18 protein-coding genes are annotated in these 20530 nt (G+C 61.4%); 11 read left to right on the forward strand and 7 right to left on the reverse strand.

What is annotated here, in order from left to right:
* Positions 1 to 169 precede the first annotated feature (169 nt).
* Positions 170 to 2140, forward strand: coding sequence for an OmpA family protein (locus LJ738_RS13160; RefSeq protein ID WP_227786811.1), 1971 nt, complete (start codon positions 170 to 172; stop codon positions 2138 to 2140).
* 58 nt (positions 2141 to 2198) lie between these two features.
* Entirely contained in the window at positions 2199 to 2642 is a 444-nt protein-coding gene (locus tag LJ738_RS13165) for an SRPBCC family protein (RefSeq protein WP_227786814.1), read from the forward strand.
* Here LJ738_RS13165 and LJ738_RS13170 read toward each other — a convergent pair whose 3' ends face one another.
* Positions 2643 to 3125: a GNAT family N-acetyltransferase gene (locus LJ738_RS13170; RefSeq protein ID WP_227786816.1), complete on the reverse strand. Its 483-nt coding sequence runs from the start codon at positions 3123 to 3125 to the stop codon at positions 2643 to 2645.
* 62 nt (positions 3126 to 3187) lie between these two features.
* On the opposite strand from LJ738_RS13170, the gene LJ738_RS13175 reads away from it, so the two are divergent.
* From LJ738_RS13175 to LJ738_RS13195, 5 genes are all read left to right on the forward strand, one after another.
* Positions 3188 to 4384, forward strand: coding sequence for a class I SAM-dependent rRNA methyltransferase (locus LJ738_RS13175; RefSeq protein ID WP_410779920.1), 1197 nt, complete (start codon positions 3188 to 3190; stop codon positions 4382 to 4384).
* A gap of 191 nt (positions 4385 to 4575) precedes the next feature.
* Entirely contained in the window at positions 4576 to 6087 is a 1512-nt protein-coding gene (gene crtD / locus LJ738_RS13180) for a 1-hydroxycarotenoid 3,4-desaturase CrtD (protein WP_227786819.1), read from the forward strand.
* A gap of 71 nt (positions 6088 to 6158) precedes the next feature.
* Complete coding sequence (locus LJ738_RS13185) at positions 6159 to 6821, forward strand: carotenoid biosynthesis protein (protein ID WP_227786820.1); 663 nt, start codon at positions 6159 to 6161, stop codon at positions 6819 to 6821.
* 99 nt (positions 6822 to 6920) lie between these two features.
* Positions 6921 to 7535, forward strand: a complete 615-nt coding sequence (locus LJ738_RS13190) for a hypothetical protein (RefSeq protein ID WP_227786821.1) — start codon at positions 6921 to 6923, stop codon at positions 7533 to 7535.
* Between the two features lie 289 nt (positions 7536 to 7824).
* A complete protein-coding gene (locus tag LJ738_RS13195; RefSeq protein WP_227786823.1) occupies positions 7825 to 8322 on the forward strand; it encodes a YciE/YciF ferroxidase family protein in 498 nt (165 codons plus the stop codon).
* 101 nt (positions 8323 to 8423) lie between these two features.
* Here the strand turns inward: LJ738_RS13195 and LJ738_RS13200 are convergent, their stop codons facing one another.
* The gene (locus LJ738_RS13200) at positions 8424 to 8678 is read right to left on the reverse strand and encodes a hypothetical protein (RefSeq protein WP_227786825.1); all 255 of its coding nucleotides are present in this window, start codon (positions 8676 to 8678) and stop codon (positions 8424 to 8426) included.
* A 480-nt stretch (positions 8679 to 9158) separates the two neighbouring features.
* Here LJ738_RS13200 and LJ738_RS13205 point away from each other — a divergent pair, with 480 nt between their 5' ends.
* Both LJ738_RS13205 and LJ738_RS13210 read left to right on the forward strand, forming a co-directional pair.
* Entirely contained in the window at positions 9159 to 10886 is a 1728-nt protein-coding gene (locus LJ738_RS13205) for a M28 family metallopeptidase (protein WP_227786827.1), read from the forward strand.
* 238 nt (positions 10887 to 11124) lie between these two features.
* Positions 11125 to 11706, forward strand: coding sequence for an HdeD family acid-resistance protein (locus LJ738_RS13210; protein WP_227786829.1), 582 nt, complete (start codon positions 11125 to 11127; stop codon positions 11704 to 11706).
* 51 nt (positions 11707 to 11757) lie between these two features.
* Here LJ738_RS13210 and LJ738_RS13215 read toward each other — a convergent pair whose 3' ends face one another.
* Positions 11758 to 12189 carry a hypothetical protein gene (locus tag LJ738_RS13215; RefSeq protein WP_227786831.1) on the reverse strand — a complete coding sequence of 144 codons (432 nt, stop codon included), beginning with the start codon at positions 12187 to 12189 and terminating at the stop codon, positions 11758 to 11760.
* A gap of 158 nt (positions 12190 to 12347) precedes the next feature.
* Here LJ738_RS13215 and LJ738_RS13220 point away from each other — a divergent pair, with 158 nt between their 5' ends.
* Positions 12348 to 13982, forward strand: a complete 1635-nt coding sequence (locus LJ738_RS13220; protein ID WP_227786833.1) for an NADP-dependent glyceraldehyde-3-phosphate dehydrogenase — start codon at positions 12348 to 12350, stop codon at positions 13980 to 13982.
* A 75-nt stretch (positions 13983 to 14057) separates the two neighbouring features.
* Here LJ738_RS13220 and LJ738_RS13225 read toward each other — a convergent pair whose 3' ends face one another.
* Positions 14058 to 14537 (reverse strand): hypothetical protein, encoded by a 480-nt coding sequence (locus LJ738_RS13225; RefSeq protein ID WP_227786834.1) that lies wholly within the window; start codon positions 14535 to 14537, stop codon positions 14058 to 14060.
* A 304-nt stretch (positions 14538 to 14841) separates the two neighbouring features.
* Between LJ738_RS13225 and LJ738_RS13230 the strand changes: the two genes are divergently transcribed.
* Positions 14842 to 16890: a M13 family metallopeptidase gene (locus LJ738_RS13230; protein WP_227786836.1), complete on the forward strand. Its 2049-nt coding sequence runs from the start codon at positions 14842 to 14844 to the stop codon at positions 16888 to 16890.
* Between the two features lie 41 nt (positions 16891 to 16931).
* Here LJ738_RS13230 and LJ738_RS13235 read toward each other — a convergent pair whose 3' ends face one another.
* The 3 genes from LJ738_RS13235 to tatC form a co-directional block, all read right to left on the reverse strand.
* Entirely contained in the window at positions 16932 to 18899 is a 1968-nt protein-coding gene (locus tag LJ738_RS13235; protein ID WP_227786838.1) for an ATP-binding protein, read from the reverse strand.
* 162 nt (positions 18900 to 19061) lie between these two features.
* Positions 19062 to 19490 (reverse strand): ribose 5-phosphate isomerase B, encoded by a 429-nt coding sequence (rpiB, locus tag LJ738_RS13240; RefSeq protein ID WP_227786840.1) that lies wholly within the window; start codon positions 19488 to 19490, stop codon positions 19062 to 19064.
* Between the two features lie 78 nt (positions 19491 to 19568).
* Complete coding sequence (gene tatC / locus LJ738_RS13245; RefSeq protein ID WP_317206802.1) at positions 19569 to 20423, reverse strand: twin-arginine translocase subunit TatC; 855 nt, start codon at positions 20421 to 20423, stop codon at positions 19569 to 19571.
* Between the last annotated feature and the right edge of the window lie 107 nt (positions 20424 to 20530).

The following is a 20530-nucleotide window of genomic DNA, read 5'->3' on the forward strand; positions in this document are numbered from 1 at the left end:
TTTGCACTTTCGGTACTTGGGCAAGAAATTTTGTACCCTTGTGGTGGCTTTAGGCACGTCGGCCCGATAAATAATCATTTATTTGGCTGCAAAGCTTGTTGCTTTGTAGTACCGACGTGTTTGCCTCTCGCCCCCTGAATTTGTCTTGTTTACGTCCGAGCTGCTGTTTATGAAGGCTTTTCTGACGCTGGTACTGGCAGTATTCTCCGTGGCGCTGCATGCGCAGCCGGCCCCGGCCGGAGCTGTTTATACTGATGCAGGGGGGCACTACCGGCTTACCTACCCGCCGGCCTGGAAACTGCGGAAAAATGTAAACGGTGTGGAGGCCACCTTCTACGCCGGCGAAGCCTTCCGCCCCACACCGGCCGTGGCCACCCTGACCATGCAGGTGCTGCCGTATGCGCAGAAAGAACTGAGCCTGACCGTATACGGCGGGGAGGATTCGGTGTGGCGCAGCGTTCAACGGCTGCCTCAGTCCCAGGTCCTGCGCATCGACCAGCGCGACCTTGGGCGCTACAACGAAGTGCGCTACGACTACACCTACGCGGCTGCCCCGGCACCGGCGGGCCGCACGCACGTGGTGGGGCGCTGGGTGCGGCGCGGCGGCTACGAATTCCGGGTGGAGTACCGCGGAGAAGCCCGGCAAGACAGCGCCTACCTGGCGCAGGGGCAGCAGCTGGTAGATTCCTTTGGCTTTACCAACAACCCGCTGCCGGGCCGCCGCTACGCCGACCAAATCTGCGACAACAAGCTCTACGGCATCGCGGCCATGCGCTACCACAACGGCCAGTGGGAAGACGACTGCCGCACCATCCACGAATTCTCGTCCAACCGGCTCACCGACGCCCCCATTATTCACCGGCAGGTGTTGCCCTTCCAGTCGTACGCGCTGGCCAAGGGGTTCGATAACTACCTGTATTCGGTGACCAAAGCGCCCACCGACACGCCCGAGCTGGTATACCGCTACAACCCGGCCACGCGCAAGGGCAACTACACCTCCTGGAAACTGCCGGCCCAGGGCCAGGACGTGTGCTGGATTTCGGCGGCCACCGACGAGCGGGGCGACCTCTACTTCATCACTTCCGATGCCAACAAGCTGGTAAAAGTCAGCCCCTACGACGGCAGCGTGAAGGTAATCTGGGCCACCGACCCGCTGCAGAAGGCACCGTTCTACCCGCTTATCGGGTACGAGAGTGCGGGCTCGCACGGCAACTTCTGCCTCGACGACGCCAACACCATGTACCTGGTATACAGCACTGACGGTGCGCTGATGAAAGTAAACCTGAGCACGCAGCAGCCCAACCCCGAGATGATGGCCTTGAGCGGCCTGCCCAAGCGCGGCGGATACAGCGACCTGCTGATGCAAAACGACGAGCGCGGCCAGCGCCGGATGTACCTGGCCGGGCCTACCGCCGTGTACAAAGTAGATTTGGCCCGCCGCCAGGCCACCCGGGTGCGCAAAGGCACCTACACCGATTTGGCGGGCTGCAACCTGTTTAGTGTTGTGCGCACCAAGGAAGCGCCCCCGGCGCCGCCCACTACCGCCTCCTGGCGCGGCCGGGTGCTGAACGCCACCACCTACCAGCCCCTGCCCCAGGCCCAGCTGCGCCTGGGGGAAGGGTTTGGCAAGGCGGTGCGCCTCTCGCCGCAAGGCACTTTCTCCTACCCCGCCAAAGCCGGCCTTACCTACAGCTACCGCGCCCAGCTGGCCGGCTACATCGTGGTGGATAGCACCTGGACGGCCGGCCCCGGCCCGTTTGTGCGCGATATTCTGCTCCGGCCGCTCAGCGTGGGCACCACGGTTCAGCTCAACAATGTGCAGTTTGAGCAAGGCCAGGCCCTGCTGCTGCCCTCCTCGTTTGCGGCGCTCGACAAGCTGGTGAGCCTGATGTCGGAAAACCCGGGGCTGACCATTGAGCTGCGCGGCCACACCGACAATGTGGGTCCGCCCGAGAAGAACGTGGTGCTCAGCGAGCAGCGGGTAAGCGCCGTGAAGGCCTACCTCGTGGGCCACGGCATTGCGGAGGCGCGCATCACCGGCATCGGTTTTGGCGGGGCCCAGCCCATGGCCAGCAACAGCCAGGAGTTTACGCGCCGGCTCAACCGCCGGGTTGAGTTCCGGATAACGGGGCTGCAGTAGCCGGTAGCCCACGGGCGGTCGCAAACAAAGCCCTGCCGGCTGCGTTGTGCTGATGATTATGCACGTCACACTTCGCACCGCCGTGGCCCAGCCGCCGGCCCAGGTTATGGCTGGCTTTACCCGGGACCTGTTTGTGGCCCTGGCGCCGCCCTTTCCGCGGCTGCGGGTGCTGCGCTTCGACGGCTGCCGCACCGGCGACCGGGTAGAAATTGAGCTGAATACGCTGGTTGCCCGCCTGCCCTGGACCTCGCTCATTGTAGACGACGGCCAACTGCCCGACGGCACCCTGTTCTTCGTGGACGAAGGCCAGCGCCTGCCCCCGCCACTGCGCTACTGGCGCCACCGCCACCTGATACAGCCCGGCCCAAATGGCAGCGTCATTGTCGATGCCCTGGAATACCGCACCGCCTCGCCCCTGCTCGATGCCCTGCTCTACCCCGCCATGTGGGCCCAGTTTGCCTGGCGCAAGCCCATTTACCGGCGGTGGTTTGGGAAGCGGTAGCTAGAGGTCGAGCACCATTTTGACGTCGGTGCGCTGGTACGGCGTGGGTGGCACCGGCACGTGCCGGAAACCCAGCTTTTCGTAGAGCTTCAGCGCCGGAGTAAGCCGCGAATTCGACAGCAGCTCCACCTGGCGCGCGCCCAGCTGCCGGGCTTTGCTCAGAATGGCTTGGCCCAGCGCCCAGCCAATACCCAGCCCTTGCGCCCGCGGCGACACAGCCATTTTGGCCAGCTCATACACGCCGTCGTGCTCTTTGATAAGGGCGCAGGTGCCCACCAGCTCGCCGCCGTAGCTGGCCATGAAAATGTGGCCGCCGGGGCCCAGAATGTAGCCTTCCGGGTCGTCGAGCATTTCGTTGTCGATGGGCTCGATGGCGAAGTACTGCGCAATCCACTCGTGGTTGAGGGCGCGAAAAGCCGGCTGGTGGGCCGGTTCGTAGTCGAGAATAAGCAGGTCGGGAGTCATGGCGAGGGAACGGGGCACCTAGGGCCCAAATGGGAAAGGCAAAGTTCGCACAAGCCGGGCCGTACCTTTGCGGGACTATGCTGAATCCTGCCACCATCGTTCTCAAAAACGGAAAAGACCACTCCCTGCGCCGGCGCCACCCCTGGGTATTCTCGGGCGCCATTGCCCGCGTGAAGGGCGACACCCAGGAGGGCGACCCCGTGCGGGTCGAAGCCATCGACGGCGAATTGCTGGGCGTGGGCCACTTCTCGGGCGGCGGCTCCATTGCCGTGCGCATGCTGGATTTTGGCGTGAATGCCGTGCTGCCCAATGCCGAATACTGGCAGGCCAAGCTGGGCAATGCCTACCAGTTGCGGCAGCGCCTGCGCCTCACCGGCACGGCCGACACCAACGTGTTCCGCCTGGTGCACGCCGAGGGCGACGGCCTGCCCGGCCTGATTATCGATGTGTACGGTGACGTGGCCGTGGTGCAGGCCCACAGCGTGGGCATGTACCGCGCCCGCCCCGAAATCGCGGCGGCCCTGCAGGTGGTATTCGGCGATAAGCTGCGCGCCATTTACGACAAGAGCGCCGAAACCGTGCCCGGCAACGCCGTGCCCGACGCCCAAAATGGCTACCTCTTCGGCGAAAGCACCGGCACCGAGCACCTGGTAAACGAAAACGGCCACCAGTTTGCCGTGGATTGGGAAACGGGCCAGAAAACCGGCTTTTTCATCGACCAGCGCGACAACCGCGCCCTGCTGGCCCGCTACTCGCCCGGCCGCAAGGTGCTCAACACGTTCTGCTACACCGGCGGCTTCTCGGTGTATGCCCTCGAAGCCGGCGCCGAGCTGGTGCACTCCGTCGATTCGAGCAAGAAAGCCATTGCCCTCACCGAGCGCAACGCCGAGCTCTCCAACCACGCCGACCGCCACGCCGCCTACCCCGACGACGTGCTGGGCTTCCTCAAAAACCACTCGGCCCAATACGACCTGCTCGTGCTCGACCCGCCCGCTTTTGCCAAGCACATGGGCGCCCGGCATGCCGCTCTCATGGGCTACAAGCGCCTGAACGCGGCCGGCATTGCGCACCTCGCGCCCGGCGGGCTGCTGTTCACCTTCAGTTGCTCGCAGGTGGTGAGTCCTGAGCTGTTCGAAGGTGCTGTACTGGCAGCGGCTATTGAAGCGGGCCGCCCGGCGCGCATCCTGCACCGCCTCACCCAGCCCGCCGACCACCCAGTGAGCTTGTTTCACCCGGAAGGGGCGTACTTGAAGGGCTTGGTGCTGGCGGTGGAATAGCTTAGGCTCAACCTCTTTCGATAAGCATACGTCTGTCATGCTGACGAAGGAAGCATCTTATCGCCGCTGAACGAATTATTCGAGCGTGAGAAGATGCTTCCTTCGTCAGCATGACAGACGTCGTTGTTTTGAATTCTATTCAGAACCCCATAACTCCTGAAGCTGTTGCTGCCTAAACCAATCCGCAACTTGTGAAGCAAGCCAAAGGCCGACGTGGGTCCTCCGTTTCTCTTAAACAACCCGTAGCCATCATCGGGGCCGGCATTGCCGGGCTGGCGACGGCGGTGCGCCTGGCCGTGGCCGGGCGGGCCGTCACGGTGTTTGAGGCCAGCGGCACGTTTGGGGGCAAGATGCACCAGTTCAGTCTGCCGGGCGGGTATAGGTTCGATGCCGGGCCGTCGCTGTTTACGCTGCCGCAGTTGGTGGACGACCTTTTCCGTTTGGCCCACCGCGAGCCGGCCGAATACTTCCGCTACGAGCGGCTGGACCCCATCACCAACTACTTCTTTGCCGATGGCACCCGACTGACGGCTTGGGCTGACTCGGAAAAATTCGCGGCCGAAGTCGAGGAAAAGCTAGCTACTCCCGCTGCGGCGGTCACTCAGTTTCTGGCTCGCAGTGGCAAGGCGTACGATGCCACGGCGGGCACGTTCTTGCACAAGTCCCTGCACAAAGCCAAAACTTACCTGAGCACCGAAACGCTGAAGGCCGTGGCCGCGCTGCCGCAGCTGGGCCTGCTGGGCACCATGCACCAGCGCCACGCTCAGGCGTTTTCGGACCCGCGCCTGGTGCAGCTGTTCGACCGCTACGCGACCTACAACGGCTCGGACCCCTACCAGGCGCCGGCCACGCTGAGCATGATACCGCACCTGGAGCACGGCATTGGCGCGTTTTATCCCGAAGGCGGCATTTATGCCATTGCCGAGAGCCTGGCCAACCTCGCTACCGAGTTTGGGGTGAAGTTTCGGTACAACGAGCCGGTGGAGGAGATTATCACCGCCGAAAGCCGGGTGACGGGCGTGCGCACGGCGCAGGATGTGTACGACTTTGGCCAGGTGGTGAGCAACATGGACGTGGTGCCCACCTACCGGCGCCTGCTGCCCCGGCAGCCCGCGCCGGAGCGCACGCTCGGCCAGCCGCGCTCTTCGTCGGCGCTGATTTTTTACTGGGGCATTGCCCGCGCATTTCCAGAGCTGGATTTGCACAACATCTTCTTTTCGGCCGACTACCAGCGCGAATTCCAGGCCATTTTTCAGGATAAAACCGTGGCCGACGACGTGACGGTGTACGTGAACGTGACGTCGAAGAAAACCCACACCGATGCTCCCGCCGGGCACGAAAACTGGTTTGTGATGGTGAACGTGCCCCACGACCAGGGCCAGGACTGGGATGCTCTCACCCAGAAAACCCGGCACGTGGTGCTGCGTAAGCTGAGCCAGGCCCTGGGCACCGAAATTGAGCCACTCATTGCCGCCGAGAAGGTGTGGACGCCCCCGGGCATCGCCGCCGATACCTCGTCGTTTGGCGGCGCGCTCTACGGTAGCTCGTCCAACAACGCGCTGGCAGCGTTCTTGCGGCACCCCAATTTTTCGGGGCGGCTGGAAGGATTGTACTTTTGCGGTGGCTCGGTGCATCCGGGCGGCGGCATTCCCTTGTGCCTGCTGTCGGCCAAAATTGTTTCGTCCTTAATTACTGAGGAATGAAGACTGCGGAGTAAAGAATTGGTCGTTGGGCTAATTCCTCATGCCGCCTGCTTCACTCTTAATTCAAATGCATGGTTGATTACACCGAGCCGTTACCGGCCGTGACTCCCCGCCGGCTGCGCGTGGCCCAGGGCCTGGTCCTGCTGTTTCACATCACGGGCTTTGTGGGGCTGGCGTTTTCCAAAGACCCCAGCTTTTACCTGCGCTTTACGCCGCTCACGCTGCTGCTCACGGCGGTGTTGTTGATTGCTTTTCAGCCGGGCCGGACCCTCAGCTTTTGGGGGTTCTGCATCACGGTGAGCCTGCTGGGCTTTGCCGCCGAGGTCATTGGGGTCACCACGGGCAAGTTCTTCGGGCACTATTACTACGGCCACACGCTGGGCCTCCTGGTAATGGGCGTGCCGCTGGCCATTGGGCTGAATTGGCTGGTGCTAACGTACGTGTGCGGCACGCTGGCCCGCTACCTGCCGCTGCCCGAGCTTCCCCGCACCATACTGGCGGCCTTGCTCATGGTGGGCCTGGATATGTGCATGGAGCCCGTGGCCAGTACCTATGACTTTTGGCACTGGACGGCCAACGTCATTCCTTTCCAGAATTTTCGCGATTGGTTTATTTTTTCTTGTCTGTTGCAGATGCTGTTCAACCGGGCGAACTTTACCAAGACCAACTCTTTGGTGCCACTGGTTTACCTTACGCAACTGTTGTTCTTTTTCCTTTTGGGTGCCATTCAGTAATCGTTGCTGAACCTATCATCGTGTGTAGCGGCCCCTGCCCGCCACCGAACTAACGGGCTAGCTGCTTCGTTGGGACGAACTCTTCTGCTTTTTCGCTTTATGCCCAACATTACCCTTGCAGATGCTTCTTTGGAAGCGGCCCTGCCTATTTTCTACCAACACGGGCTGCAAGCCGCGCCCGACGCGCTGCTGGCCGAGGCCCTCTCCACCACGGTGGCCGAGTTGAACGCCCAGTACCCCCAGCGGGCTGGCTTGGTGCACCACGTCCTGCTGGCCGACATCGAGCGGCAGAAGCGGGAGCACCTCCAGCTTTACGCGCAATACCCGTCGGCGGTGGAGCGCCTTTACGGCCTGTTGCAGCTGGGGCTGCGTGATTTATCCACCATTCCGGCGCAGTTCTACACGGAGCTACAAAGCGGCTTTCCCATGACCTGGAATGCGGCGATGGACCACTTGGCCACCTACTCGGCCCCGCAGCTCCAGCAGTTGCTGAACGACGGCATTCGCAACCGGCTGTTTCGCTCCGATATCAACATCAACCTGGTTAGCAAGATATTGATTGAGCAGATTAACCTGTTGCTCAACCCGCAGGTGTTTCCGCCCGACCGCTACAACATGGCCGAGGTGTTTCGCAGCATTTTCCTGTACTACATCCGCGGTATCTGCACCGATGCGGGCACGCGCATTGCGGCCGAACACTTCGCCCGGCTCTAGCCCGGCCGGTTTCGGGGGCAGAAAACTGCTTCGGCAAGTACGGGTTTTCGTTTGCGTACTTATCCCGGCCTGCTGGCGCCCGTTTGTCATTCAGCCCCAAAAAGCCTTCTAACGTTCAAAGCCTTACTCAACAATACAGAAAGACCTGCGCTTGCTAAGAGCGCACCCAATGGAGTCGGCCGGCCTTAACGTGGCGGCTGATGGGACGTAAAGAAAGCAGCGAGGCCCAAGCGACTAAACACGCCGGCCATCGCTGCTTTTTCATTTTTCCCACTCCATTCCGTCTGTTATGTTGTTCGATAAACTGGAAACCCTCGATGACCTGTTTGAGCTGCAGCTCAAGGACCTGTATAGCGCCGAAAACCAACTGGTGAAGGCCATGCCCAAAATGGCCGAGAAAGCCAAGGACGGCCGCCTGCGCGCGGGCTTTGAGCGCCACTTGCGCGAAACCGAAAAGCAAGTGGAGCGCTTGGAGCGCATTGGCAAATCCCTACACCTGGACCTGGACAGCCACACCTGCAAGGCCATGGCCGGCCTCATTGCCGAAGGCCAGGAAACGATGTCGGAGCGCGCCACCGATGAAGTGATGGACGCCGCCCTTATTGCCGCCGCACAGCGCATCGAGCACTACGAGATTTCGGGCTACGGCACGGCCGCCCACTACGCCGAGCGCCTGGGCCACAACGAAGCCGCCAACCTGCTGCGCCAAACCCTGGAAGAAGAGCAGCTCACCGACACCAAGCTCAACGAGCTGGCCAAAAACTACCTCAACGCCAAGGCCATGTAGCCTGGCTCAATAACGCCTAACGCGCCCCCGCCCGGCTGCGCCCCTGATACTAAGGGCGCGGCCGGACGGGGGCGCGTTTCGTGTTGAAAGGATTTTAGCGGTTAGGAAGCCAGTGGCTGGAGCCCCCCGTCCGACTCCCGGGCAAAGTAGTCGACCAGGCGGCCGATGGCCTGGCCCAGGCTAGCCTCCCCGCTGACGTAGTCCTGCAGGTGAGCCAGGACGGAGTCGTTGAGGGGCTGGTCTTTAGCCGCCAGAAAGTCGATAGCGCACTCGGCCACGTACTGGCGGCGGGTCCACTGCTGTTGTTGCTCCGGGCTGAGGCCGGCAGGAGGGGTCAGAAAGCTAGAATAAGGCATAAAAAGCAGGAATACAGTTGAAGAAGATATTTGGCGGCCAGACCCAGGCAGATGGGTTTGGGCGGACTGGCGGGGGTGGTTTGCTTCGGCGCCGCGCCTAAGTTAGGCAACAGGCGTAGCCGGAATTATGGATGGCTAAGCGAAGCCCGCCATCCCGGAGCCGCGGCCTCGTTGAATGCTCTACCTGGGCAGCAGGCAAGCAGCACACGAGTACAGCCGGGCGGTTACGCGTGAGACAATACGCAGCTAAGCAACAATCGGCCCATACTATTGCCCAGCTTCTCCGGGTTGCTCAAGAAAGGCAGGGATTTAGCTCAATTTTGCCGGAAATGGAGCCGTGAAAATTGGGCTGGCCAAACAGGAATTTCTGGTGCTACATTCGCAGCGTCTGCCCTCGCGCCGGGGAGCAGATTGCAGCCGGCCTGTTGCCCGCTGCAGGCGGGCTCTGGCTATTGGCCGGAGACCAAGACCTTCTTACTGATGCGTTTATTTACGTTGCGCGGATGGCTGCTGCCAGCCGCAGCCGGCCTGCTGGCAAGCTGCCAGGGCCAGACTTCTTCGGACAAGACTGCTTCCTCAGCGGGCAGCCAAACCGAAACGGAAACCGCCCCTACCGACACGGCCAGCGTGCCGGCCCCGGCCGATGGCATCACGGCCTCGCTCATCGGCCAGCACATCAAGGCGCTGGCGTCGGATGAGTTTCAGGGCCGGCGGCCGTTTACGGCGGGCGAGGAAAAGGCCACCAACTACCTGGCTTCGGAATTCAAAAAACTTGGGCTAAAACCCGGGCCCAACGGTACCTACTTCCAGGCCGTGCCCCTGGTGGAGATTACTGGCAAGCCCGATTCGACGGCCACCGTCACCGGCAACGGCAAAAGCCTGACCCTGAAGTACCGCACCGACTACATGGTGCTCACCGAGCGCGAACAGCCCACCGTGAAGGTGACCAACTCGCCGCTGGTGTTTGCGGGCTACGGGGTGGTAGCGCCCGAGTACAAGTGGGACGACTACGCCGGCCTCGATGTGAAAGGCAAAACCGTGGTGGTACTGATAAACGACCCCGGCAACGCCGGCACCGACACCACCCTGTTTAAGGGCAAAGAAATGACGTACTACGGCCGCTGGGGCTACAAGTACGAGGAAGCGGCCCGCCACGGCGCCACCGGCATCCTCATCATTCACGACACCAAGCCCGCCTCCTACCCCTGGACGGTGGTGCAAAGCAGCAACGGCGGCGCCAAGCTGCACCCCCAAACGCCCGACCACGGCGCCAGCAAAGTGGCCATGGAGGGCTGGATGACCCTCGACGCTGCCAAGCGCCTGTTTGCCACGGCCGGCCAGAGCTACGACGAGGCCTATGCCGCCGCCAACAAGTCCGGCTTCCGGGCGCGGCCCCTGGGCCTGAACATCAGCACCACGCTGCACAATAAAATCACGCGCAAAACGTCCAAAAACGTGGTGGCCGTGCTACCCGGCACCACCCGGCCCAACGAGTACATCATCTACTCGGCCCACTGGGACCACCTCGGCATCGGCCCGGCCATTGCCGGGGACTCTATCTATAACGGCGCGCTCGACAACGCCAGCGGCTGCGCCGCCCTGCTGGCCATCGCCAACGGCTTTGTGCACGCCAAAGAAAAGCCGCAGCGCAGCATCGTGTTCCTGGCCGTGACGGGCGAAGAGCAGGGCCTGCTGGGCTCGCAGTACTACGCCGAGCATCCGCTGTTCCCGGTGGCTAATACCGTGGCTGACATCAACATGGACGAGTTGCTGGCGTTCGGGCCCATGCGCGACGTGACCATTGTTGGCTACGGACAGTCGGAGCTGGACGACTACGCCCGCGCCGCCGCCAAGGAGCAGAACCGCTACGTCATTCCCTTCCAGCACCCCGAAACCGGCAGCTTCTACCGCTCCGACCATTTCAGCTTCGCCAAAGTGGGCATTCCGGCGCTCTACGCCAGCGGGCAGTTTGAAAGCCGCCTGCACGGCAAAGCCTTCGCCGAGAAGCAGCGCAAGGACTTCGAAGAAAAGAGCTACCACCAGCCTTCTGACCAGTACGACCCCAAGTGGGACCTGCGCGGCGCCGAGCAGGACGCCCGACTGCTGTTCCGCATCGGCCAGCGCCTGGCCAGCGAAACCACTTTCCCGAAGTGGAAGGAAGGCTCGGAGTTCAAGGCAATCCGCGAGAAAAGCCGCCCGGCACAATAAGCCAGGCCGGGCGTCGGCCGCTACCGGGTTGTAGGGTCGGGTAGCGGCCAGATGCGGCGCAAAGCCAGTGGCAGCTATATCGGTAGTAGTTGCAGTGGCATCGCGGCAAATACGGAACCTAGGCCAAAAAACACGGAATTCAGCCGTTGGTGCTGGTTTTGAGCAACGCCGGACTCCCGCCGCTTGTTAGGCTAGATAAGCGGGAGCGACGCTGTTCCCGCGGCTTGTGCTTTTTGCCATGATGATTCCTTCGGTTTTGCACACCAACTGGTGGGCGCTGGCCTTGCGCAGTCTGATAGCCACCATCTGCGCCCTGCTCACCTTTCTGCTGCCGGGGCTCACGCTCCTGGTTCTGGTTGCCCTATTCGGCATTTACTTCATCCTCAACGGCTTGCTGACACTGGTAGCGGCCTTCCGCCAAAGCCGGGACCAGCCGGTCTGGTGGGGCCTGGTGCTGGAGGGCGTGGCCGGTGTGGTGGCCGGCGGGCTTACCCTGGCCTGGCCCGACATTACGCTGCTGGCGCTGGTGTACGTGGTGGCTTTGTGGGCCATCGTAACCGGCTTTTTGCAGGTAGGCACCGCCTTTCGGCTCCGTAAGCACCGGGCCAGCGAGGGGCTGATGCTGCTCAGTGGCTTGCTGGCCATCGGCTTTGGCGTGCTGCTCATCTTCTGGCCCCGGGCCGGGGCGCTGGCCCTGGCGTGGTGGGTGGGCGCCTACATTTTTGGTTTCGGCATGATACTGGGCATTCTGGCGTACCGGCTGCGCCGCCGCACGGCGGGCCACAGCGGCAGGTCGACGATGGCTCAGGCAGCTGGCTAATGCCCGGCCAGCTCAATGGAACCGGACTCCTCCTGTTGAACAGCCATCACCTCAGCGGGCCAAAAGCCAGCCCAGGAGCACGGCCCGCGCCGTCCAGGCCAGCGTGCGCAGCCAGTTGGTACGGATGAGGCCATCGATAGCGATGTAGTCGTAGCCTTGTGCCAGCCGGTTGTGAAAGGGCACCGAGATAAAGAACGTGGCGGCCCAAATCAGCCCAACCAGGCCCAGGCTCCACCAGCCCGCGCCGCTGGGCAGCGCACTGCGCCCCGCCCAGGCCAGCCAGATGGCCAGGCCCAGCTCAACCACCATGGGCACCAGCACCACGTAGCTCATGCGGCGGGTGTGGGCCGCGTGGAAAGCCGCCCAGCCGGCTTTGGGCACCTGCCCGAAGCCGGGGTAGTGCACCACCTGCACCGTCCAGATGAGGCCGGTGAGGTAGGCCGCAGCGGCGAAGTTGAGCAAAAGCAGGAGGCGGAACGGCATGGTGCAAAAAAAGATTATGGCCTGAACATACGGCTTCTTTGCTCGTCAGTGCCACGCAAACGTTCCCGTAAATTCCCTTTCAAGAGCAGCCCAGGGCCCAACATTTCCATTGGCATTTGCTTCTGCGTAGGTTCGCATTGCACAATGTTCTTCTGACCATGCCTGTAACCACCGAAAGCCTAACCGAACTTTTCCCGCCCGACGAGGCGGCTATCCCCGAAGCCTGGCGCCGGCCCGAACCCTTGCACCAGCGCCAGTACCTGCTCGATGGCGAGCTGCGCGAGTGGCACGGCCCCACGCAGGTGGTGTTCTCCCCCATTCAGCTGCGCGACTCCGATGGCGACCTCACGCCCATTGTTATCGGCTCTTACCCCTTGCTCGACGAAGCCGAAAGCCTCAAGGCCCTGGATGCCGCCGTGCGCGCCTATGACCACGGCCGCGGCGAGTGGCCCACCATGAGCGTGGCCGAGCGCATTGCGGCGGTGGAGAAATTCACCCGTCTCATTGTGGCCCAGAAAAAGGAAATCGTGCAGCTGTTGCTCTGGGAAATTGGTAAGTCGGCCGCCGATTCGGAGAAAGAATTCGACCGCACCGTCGACTACATCCGCAACACCATCGACGCCCTCAAGGACATCGACCGCGACTCGTCGCGCTTCACCATCGAAGAAGGCATCATAGGCCAGATTCGGCGCTCCCCGCTGGGCGTGGTGCTCTGCATGGGCCCGTTCAACTACCCCCTGAACGAGACGTTCTGCATGCTGATTCCGGCCCTGATTATGGGCAACACCGTGCTTTTCAAGCCCCCGAAGCACGGCGCCCTGCTGCACTTCCCGCTGCTGAAGGCCTTCACCGAGGCCTTCCCCAAGGGCGTGGTAAACACGGTGTACGGCCGTGGCAACACCATCGTGCCGGCCCTGATGTCGTCGGGCAAGATTGACGTGCTGGGGCTCATCGGCAGCAGCCGCGTGGCCGATTCGCTCAAGAAGCTGCACCCCAAGTCCAACCGCCTGCGCGCCATTCTGGGGCTCGACGCCAAGAACGTGGCCATCATCATGGCCGATGCCGACTTGGACGTGGCCGTGAAGGAATCCGTGCTGGGCGCCCTGAGCTTCAACGGGCAGCGTTGCACCGCGCTCAAGCTGTTTTTCGTGCACGAGAGCATCGCCGAGGAATTTGTGCGGCGCATGGCCGAAGAAATCAACAAGCTCAAGCCCGGCATGCCCTGGGACGAGAAGGTGAACATCACGCCCCTGCCCGAGCCGCAAAAGCCCGGCTACCTGGGCGAGTGCCTCGAGGACGCCCAGGCTAAAGGCGCACGCATCATGAACGAGGGCGGCGGCATGTGCGCCGGCCCGCTGGTGTACCCCGCGCTGGTGTATCCCGTGAAGGACGGCATGAAACTCTGGCGCGAAGAGCAGTTTGGCCCGGTGGTGCCGGTGGCGTCTTTCGCCCACGTAGACGAGGCTATTCAGTACATCATCGACTCCGACCACGGCCAGCAGGTGAGCATTTTCAGCAGCGAATCTCAAGAAGTCGCCAACCTGGTGGACCAGCTGGTGAACCAGGTGAGCCGCGTGAACATTAACGCCCAGTGCCAGCGCGGACCCGACACCTTCCCCTTCACCGGCCGCAAGGACTCGGCCGAGGGCACGTTGTCGGTGCACGATGCCCTGCGCTCGTTCAGCATCCGCACGGTGGTGGCCACCAAGCAGACCGATGCCAACAAGCACATTCTGAACGACATTGTGAACGAGCAGGAAAGCAATTTCCTGAGCACGCGGTTTATTCTCTAGATTTCGTATCAATCCATTGAAAAGGCCGCTCCAGTATCTGGAGCGGCCTTTTTGCGTTTTTGATACTTAGTCAACTTATGCACGCATAAACCACCGAAAGTATATCCATCCTACCATGAGCCCAGTTACACAATATACCAGCAACATTTCTGCATCTAATGGCAACTCAGCCCAATGAAATAAGGGTTTTGAAACCCCTGCTGCAGCGTGCCTCGCATAGATTTCCGATGCCTTTTGGTAAGTGTACAGTTTATACCCAGAATAGATAAAAGCTCCTGTAAACAATCCCAGAAGTGCAGTGGCCCAACCCCTTTTAGGATGACGAGCTATAAATGGCTTGGCAAAAGCCAATACAATAAGCGTCAGCAAGTAACCCCACCAATAATAATACAACTCATACAGGGGCATGGCTAGTACAATCCCTAGCTTGTTGCGTGCAGATGCTCCTTCACCCAAGAAGAGACTAGAAGGAAACTCTGGCAGCAGCATCTTCAGCCATCCGGCAATAGCAGCACCAATCAGCCCTAAAAGCAGGTACTTAAGCGGCTTATTCATTTCAGTTGCTGGGGACAGCCTTAATAAGTAGCGTATTAGTGCGCATGGCTTCCAAAGAACGTCATGTCGAGCTGGTTCGACCAGTTACCCATAACGTTCCTTTTTTCCATGGCTCAATCAGCTGGAGTTTGTGCCACTGCCAACCGATATAAAATCTCTCGGCGCGCAGCTTTTGCTTCTACCCGAAGTAGCAACAATGCAACGGTTTAAGCCTAACATTGTCGTTGCAAACCGGCGCGAACGAAAGCGGCGCGCTTTACTATTTCACTTCCTTCTTTATCCAGTCAACCTTCTGCATTCCTGCATGAAAAAACACCTGCTCCTTTTGCCGCTGCTCGCGGCATTTGTCACCGGCTGCCCTTCTAATTCTCTGAAAACGGCCAGCTCCGGCGACAAGCCCGATATCCTGCACGCCGCCCTAGATACTACCGTGGCTCCCGGCGATGACTTCTTCACTTACGCCAACGGCACGTGGCTGAAAAACAACCCCATTCCGGCCTCGGAAAGCAACATGGGCATTGGCAAGAAGGTCCAGGACGAGGTGTACGCCCGCCTGCGCCAGACCAGCATTGAGGCCGCCGGCGCCAACGCCGCCGCGGGCAGCAACCAACAGAAAATCGGTGATTTCTGGGCCGTTGGGCTGGATTCGGCGAAGGCCGACAAGCTTGGTGCCACGCCCATTAAGCCCGAGCTCGACCGCATTGCGGCCATGAAGACCGTGGCGGAGGTGCCAGGCGTCATTGCCCACGAAATTCCGCTGGGAGTGCGCGCCCTCATCGGCCCGCGTGTGGGCCAGGACGACAAGAACAGCGACAAGATGGTGCTGTACCTGCGTCAGTCGGGCCTGGGCCTGCCCAACCGCGACTACTACTTCAACACCGACTCGCGCACCAAAAATATCCGCGCCGAGTACCTGAAGCACGTGGCCAATACCTTCAAGCTGCTGGGCCAGGATTCTACCACGGCCAAGGCCAATGCCGCCAAGGTAATGGCGCTGGAATCCACCCTGGCCAAGTCCTCGCGCAAGCTCGAAGCCCTGCGCGACCCCTATGCCAACTACCACAAGATGAGCATCGCGCAGCTCAACAAGCTGACGCCCGGCATCGACTGGAAAACCTGGCTCGGCCAGATGGAATTTACCAACGTGGACACGGTGATTGTGGGCCAGCCCGAGTTTTACCAGACGGTGGGCCAACTGCTCAAGACCAAGCCGGTAGACGACTGGAAGGCCTACCTGACCTGGCAGGTGGCCCGCACGTTTGCGCCCACCCTCAGCCGCCAGTTTGTTGATGAGAACTTCCACTTCTACGGCACGGTGCTGCGCGGCGCCAAGGCCATTCGGCCCCGCTGGAAGCGCGTGCTGGACATGCAGGAAAATGCGCTGGGCGATGCCCTCGGCCAGCTGTTTGTGAAAGAGTACTTCAAGCCCGAAGCCAAAGCCCGCTACGACACCCTGGTGAAAAACGTGGTGGCCTCCTTTGCAGAGCACATTCAGAAAGCGGATTGGATGAGTGCCCCCACCAAAGTAGTGGCCCTGGACAAGCTCCACAAAATCACCCCCAAGGTGGGCTACCCCGACAAGTGGAAGGATTACTCCAACCTGAAAATTGACCGCAGCTCCCTGGCCGAAAACGTGATGCGCGCCAACCTGTGGGACTACCGCTACGAGCTCAACAAATTGGGCAAGCCCGTGGACCGCACCGAGTGGGGCATGACCCCGCAGACCTATAATGCCTACTACAACGGCTCGAACAACGAAATTGTGCTGCCCGCCGCCGCCTTCGCCATTCCCGGCCTGCTCGATGCCAACGCCGACGACGCGCTGGTGTACGGCTACGCGGGGGCCAGCACCATCGGCCACGAGCTCACCCACGGCTTCGACGACGAGGGTAGCCAGTACGATGCCCACGGCAACCTGCACGAGTGGTGGAGCAAGGACGACCGCAAGCGCTTCAACCAGCGCGTAGACGGCATCGTGAAGCAGTTCAACGGCTACACCCTGCTCGACTCGCTGCACATCAACGGCAAGGCCACGGCCGGTGAGAACATTGCCGACCTGGGCGGCATTGTCATCGGCCTCGATGCCTTCAAGAAAACCAAGCAGTACAAGGAAGGTAAGAAAATCAACGGCCTCACGCCCGTGCAGCGCTACTTCCTGGGCTATGCCCTGGGCTGGCAGATGCACGTGCGCGACGAAAGCCTGGCCTCGCAGTTGCTCACCGATGTGCATTCGCCCGCCCAGTACCGCGTGAACGGTCCCATGGCCGACGTGCCCGCTTTCTACGAAGCCTTTGGCATCAAGCCCGGCCAGAAGCTCTACCGCCCCGACTCGACCCGCGTGGTAATCTGGTAAAGAACCGGCTCTCTAAACCGGCCACTAAAAAAGCCCTTCCCCTAAAAGGAAGGGCTTTTTTTGGGCTTTGGCATCGGGGCTTCTTCCACTTTATCTACTTTGTTTTTGGCAGCGGGCAGGCTCACCGTGACGTTGGTGCCCGCGCCGGGCCGGCTCTGAATGACCAGCGTGCCGCCGTGCCGGTGCACGAAGGCCCGGGACAGGGCCAGCCCCAGGCCCAGGCCGGTGGCGTGCGGCGTGGCCGTGGGCTCGGGCAGCGCCGGGCCGCTCATGAGGGCCGCTACGGTGGCCGCGCTCATGCCCGGGCCGGTATCGGTGCAGCTCAGCAGCACCATTTGGGGGTCGTCGGGGTCGGGCGCAGCTTCCAGGTGCACGTGTCCGCCGGCGGGCATAAACTTCAGGGCGTTGCCCACCAGGTTGCGCAGAATGGTGCGGGCCATGTTGCGGTCGGCCATCAGGCGCAGGCCGGCCGGGGCCGACATGGTGATGTGCTGCCAGCTGGCCGAAGCCGTGGTTTGGTATAGGGCCTGGCACTCGGCAAACAGCTCCGACACCGGCAACGGCATGGGGCGGCAGTCCAGCTCGCCGGTCTGGCTCACGGCCCAGTTCAGCACGTTATCGAGCAGGTGGTTGAGGCTGTCGGCGGCTTGGCGCACCAGCGCCGGCAAGCGCGCTAGGCCGGCTTGGTCGTTTTGGGCAATGTAGGAATCGATGAGGCTGGTAACGCCCGCAAAGGCCGTGACGGGGCCGCGCAGGTCGTGGGCCACAATGGCGTAGAGCTTGTCTTTGGAAGCGGCCACGCTGTGCAGCTCCAGCGACGTTTTTTTCAGGTCCCGGTTTTTGGCTGCCAGGGCCGAACGGTTGCGGCGCAGCTTGCGGTAGAGGTACACCGAAACCAGCAGGCCGATGGCCAGCAGCACCACCACGGCCCCCAGAATGCGGCTGTGCCACACTTGCTCGTCGTGCTGCTGGGTGAGCAGGAGCAGGCGCCGGGCCCGTTCCTGGGCTTCGTAGTTGACTTGGGCCGCCGCCAGGGTCTGGATGGTCTGGCGGTTGTTGATGGTGTCGTTCAGCTGCACGTAGCGCCGATTCCACTCGTAGGCCTGCTGGTAGTTTTTCTGCTCCGCCGCCTCGGCCGACAACACACTATAAGCATCGAGCACCCGCTCCAGATAGCCGCATTGGCGGGCTAGCTTCAGGGCTTCGCGCAAGGCCGCATCGGCGCGGTCCGGCTCTTGGTTCTGCACATAATACAAGGCAAACATTACCAGCTGGTTGGCTTGGTTGCGCACGGCGTGCTGCCGCCGGCTGATGGCCAGGGCCTGCGTGAGCAAGCGCTTCACCCGCGGCAGGTTGCCCACCTGCATCTGGTAGTTGGCCAGGCTGGAGAGGTAGTTCGACTGCGACGTGGAATCGCCTTCGCGCCGGGCCAGGGCCAGGGCCAACGAATCGAAATGCATGGCCTGCGGGTACTGCTCGCGCAAAAAGAACAGGTTGCCCACGTGGCCCAGCAGCTTCATGCGGGTGCGCGGCGTCACTTCGGGCCGCGAAACAAGCTGCAACGCCTGCTGGTAGTGCCGCCAAGCCGAAGTAGAGTCTCGCCGCTCGTGGTATATACTGCCCTGCGCCGTATACGTGTGGGCCAGGGCATCCACATCTTTCAGCCGGCGGGCAATGGTTTGGGCTTCGGAGAGCAGGGTCAGGGCTTCCGGGCCATTGGAGAGGTTGGCGTAGCAGCTGGCCAGGCACAGCAGGCTCTGCATCAGCCCCCGCCCTTGCCCTTCGGCCGGCAGGGTGCGCGCCAGGGCCACCGCCGCTTCGCCAAACGGCAGGGCGCGGGCGGGCTGCTCGTTGTCCAACAGGCAGCACAGGCGGTTCAGCAAGCGGAGGCGGGTGGTATCCGCCGGGTGGGCAGCCAACTGCCGACGAATGGCTTCGGTACCATCCGGCACGGGCTGCGCCGCCACCGCCCAACCCGGAGACAATAACAGCAATAGCCCAAAGGCCATCTGCCATATCCTCAAAAAGCTGGGCCTCTTAATCATTAGCTGCATAGTGCTAGCCAAAGATAAGCACAAGGCAGCTAACATTCATGCTTAAATACTATTCCAAATAAACGACCTTACGGGCGGAAACCGGGAGCATTTTCGCCAAATCGGCGTAAGCAGCACTCAGTTGTTTATTTTCGACACGCGCTGCTGATGCCGCCCGCCTTCAAAATCGGTTTTGAGAAAGGCTGATACAATTTCCTGGGCTTGCTCGTCGCTCACGTAGCGGGCCGGCACGCACAGCACGTTGGCGTTGTTGTGCTGCCGCGCCAGCGAGGCTAACTCGGGCAGCCAGGCAATGGCGGCGCGTACGCCGGCGTGCTTATTGGCCGTGATGGCGACGCCATTGGCCGAGCCACAGAGCAGAATTCCCTGGGGGTATTCGCCGGCCGCCACCGCCTCCGATAGTGGATGAGCAACGTCGGGGTAGTCCATCGAATCGGGGGAGTGGGTGCCGAAATCCTGAATTTCGTAGCCTTGGCCGCTCAGCCAAGTGCGGAGCATTTCCTTTTGAGCAAAGCCAGCGTGGTCGGACCCGAGTGCGATTTTCATGGTTCTATGGGCGATAAAGTGACGAGGCAAGGGAACGCGGAAGGCCGGGCTGCCGCCTGAGCCGGCCGCCCCGCGCGCTTACTCTTGTTTCAGCTTGGCGTTGAGGCGGGCGGTGTCGCCGCGGCGCACCACGCGGGCAATGTGAATGCTGAGCTCGTAGAGCAGCAAGATGGGGATGGTGACAATAATCTGGGCCGAGATATCGGGCGGGGTGATAACGGCGGCGATAATGAGAATAACCACAATGGCGTGCTTGCGGTACACCTGCATAATCTCGGCCGATACCAGCCCGGCTTTCGCCAGAAAAAACACTATCATCGGCAGCTCAAACACGAAGGCACATGAGATGCTCATGGTGGTGAGTGTGCTCAGGTAGCTCTGCATATCAATTTGGTTCTCAATGGTGGGGTCCACCACGTAGCCCGCCAAGAAGTTGATGCTCAGGGGCGCGGCAATGTAGTAGCCAAACAGCAGGCCCAGCATAAACAGCACCGACACGAAGAACACCGCCCCGCGCGAGTTCTGCCGCTCGTGCGGGTACAGGCCGGGCTTCACAAAACGCCAGATTTCCCAGAACAGGTACGGGAAGGCCAGCACAATGCCCACCATAAACGAGGTGCTGATGTGCATGGTGAGCTGCCCGCTCATTTCGCGGTTCTGAATCACAAATCCGATTTTATCGATGCACAAATCCGGGGCGTGCACCCACTGGCCAAACTTGCAGAACATGCGATACGTCCAGAAATCGGGCCGCGAGGGGCCCAGAATCAGGTCGTGGAACAGGAAGTCTTTGGCGAAAAAAGCACCGGTAGCAAACACTACTACCGAAATAGCCGCCCGGATGATGTGCCAACGCAACGCCTCCAGGTGGTCGATGAAGGACATTTCGTGCTGTTCGCCCAGCGGTTTTTGTTGTTGCGGTTGAGGTTGCACGGAAGAGTGACTGAGTGAGGGAGTGACTGAGTGAATGACGGAGAGCAAGAGAAAGAACAGCGGGAATGGGGCTACAGTTGAAGCCCCTGCCCCCTCCATTCATTTAG

It is taken from the genome of Hymenobacter plasmatis (genome assembly GCF_020711255.1).
In the GTDB taxonomy this organism is placed as follows: Bacteria; Bacteroidota; Bacteroidia; order Cytophagales; family Hymenobacteraceae; genus Hymenobacter.

Excerpts from the sequence above, each read along its gene's own strand:
- LJ738_RS13230 (WP_227786836.1), top strand. The coding sequence starts at position 14,842 with ATGAAAAAACACCTGCTCCTTTTGCCGCTGCTCGCGGCATTTGTCACC.
- LJ738_RS13165 (WP_227786814.1), top strand. The coding sequence starts at position 2,199 with ATGCACGTCACACTTCGCACCGCCGTGGCCCAGCCGCCGGCCCAGGTT.
- LJ738_RS13235 (WP_227786838.1), bottom strand. The coding sequence starts at position 18,899 with ATGGCCTTTGGGCTATTGCTGTTATTGTCTCCGGGTTGGGCGGTGGCG.
- rpiB (WP_227786840.1), bottom strand. The coding sequence starts at position 19,490 with ATGAAAATCGCACTCGGGTCCGACCACGCTGGCTTTGCTCAAAAGGAA.
- LJ738_RS13215 (WP_227786831.1), bottom strand. The coding sequence starts at position 12,189 with ATGCCGTTCCGCCTCCTGCTTTTGCTCAACTTCGCCGCTGCGGCCTAC.
- LJ738_RS13160 (WP_227786811.1), top strand. The coding sequence starts at position 170 with ATGAAGGCTTTTCTGACGCTGGTACTGGCAGTATTCTCCGTGGCGCTG.
- LJ738_RS13195 (WP_227786823.1), top strand. The coding sequence starts at position 7,825 with ATGTTGTTCGATAAACTGGAAACCCTCGATGACCTGTTTGAGCTGCAG.
- LJ738_RS13205 (WP_227786827.1), top strand. The coding sequence starts at position 9,159 with ATGCGTTTATTTACGTTGCGCGGATGGCTGCTGCCAGCCGCAGCCGGC.
- LJ738_RS13225 (WP_227786834.1), bottom strand. The coding sequence starts at position 14,537 with ATGAATAAGCCGCTTAAGTACCTGCTTTTAGGGCTGATTGGTGCTGCT.
- LJ738_RS13210 (WP_227786829.1), top strand. The coding sequence starts at position 11,125 with ATGATGATTCCTTCGGTTTTGCACACCAACTGGTGGGCGCTGGCCTTG.
- LJ738_RS13220 (WP_227786833.1), top strand. The coding sequence starts at position 12,348 with ATGCCTGTAACCACCGAAAGCCTAACCGAACTTTTCCCGCCCGACGAG.
- LJ738_RS13200 (WP_227786825.1), bottom strand. The coding sequence starts at position 8,678 with ATGCCTTATTCTAGCTTTCTGACCCCTCCTGCCGGCCTCAGCCCGGAG.
- LJ738_RS13190 (WP_227786821.1), top strand. The coding sequence starts at position 6,921 with ATGCCCAACATTACCCTTGCAGATGCTTCTTTGGAAGCGGCCCTGCCT.
- LJ738_RS13185 (WP_227786820.1), top strand. The coding sequence starts at position 6,159 with ATGGTTGATTACACCGAGCCGTTACCGGCCGTGACTCCCCGCCGGCTG.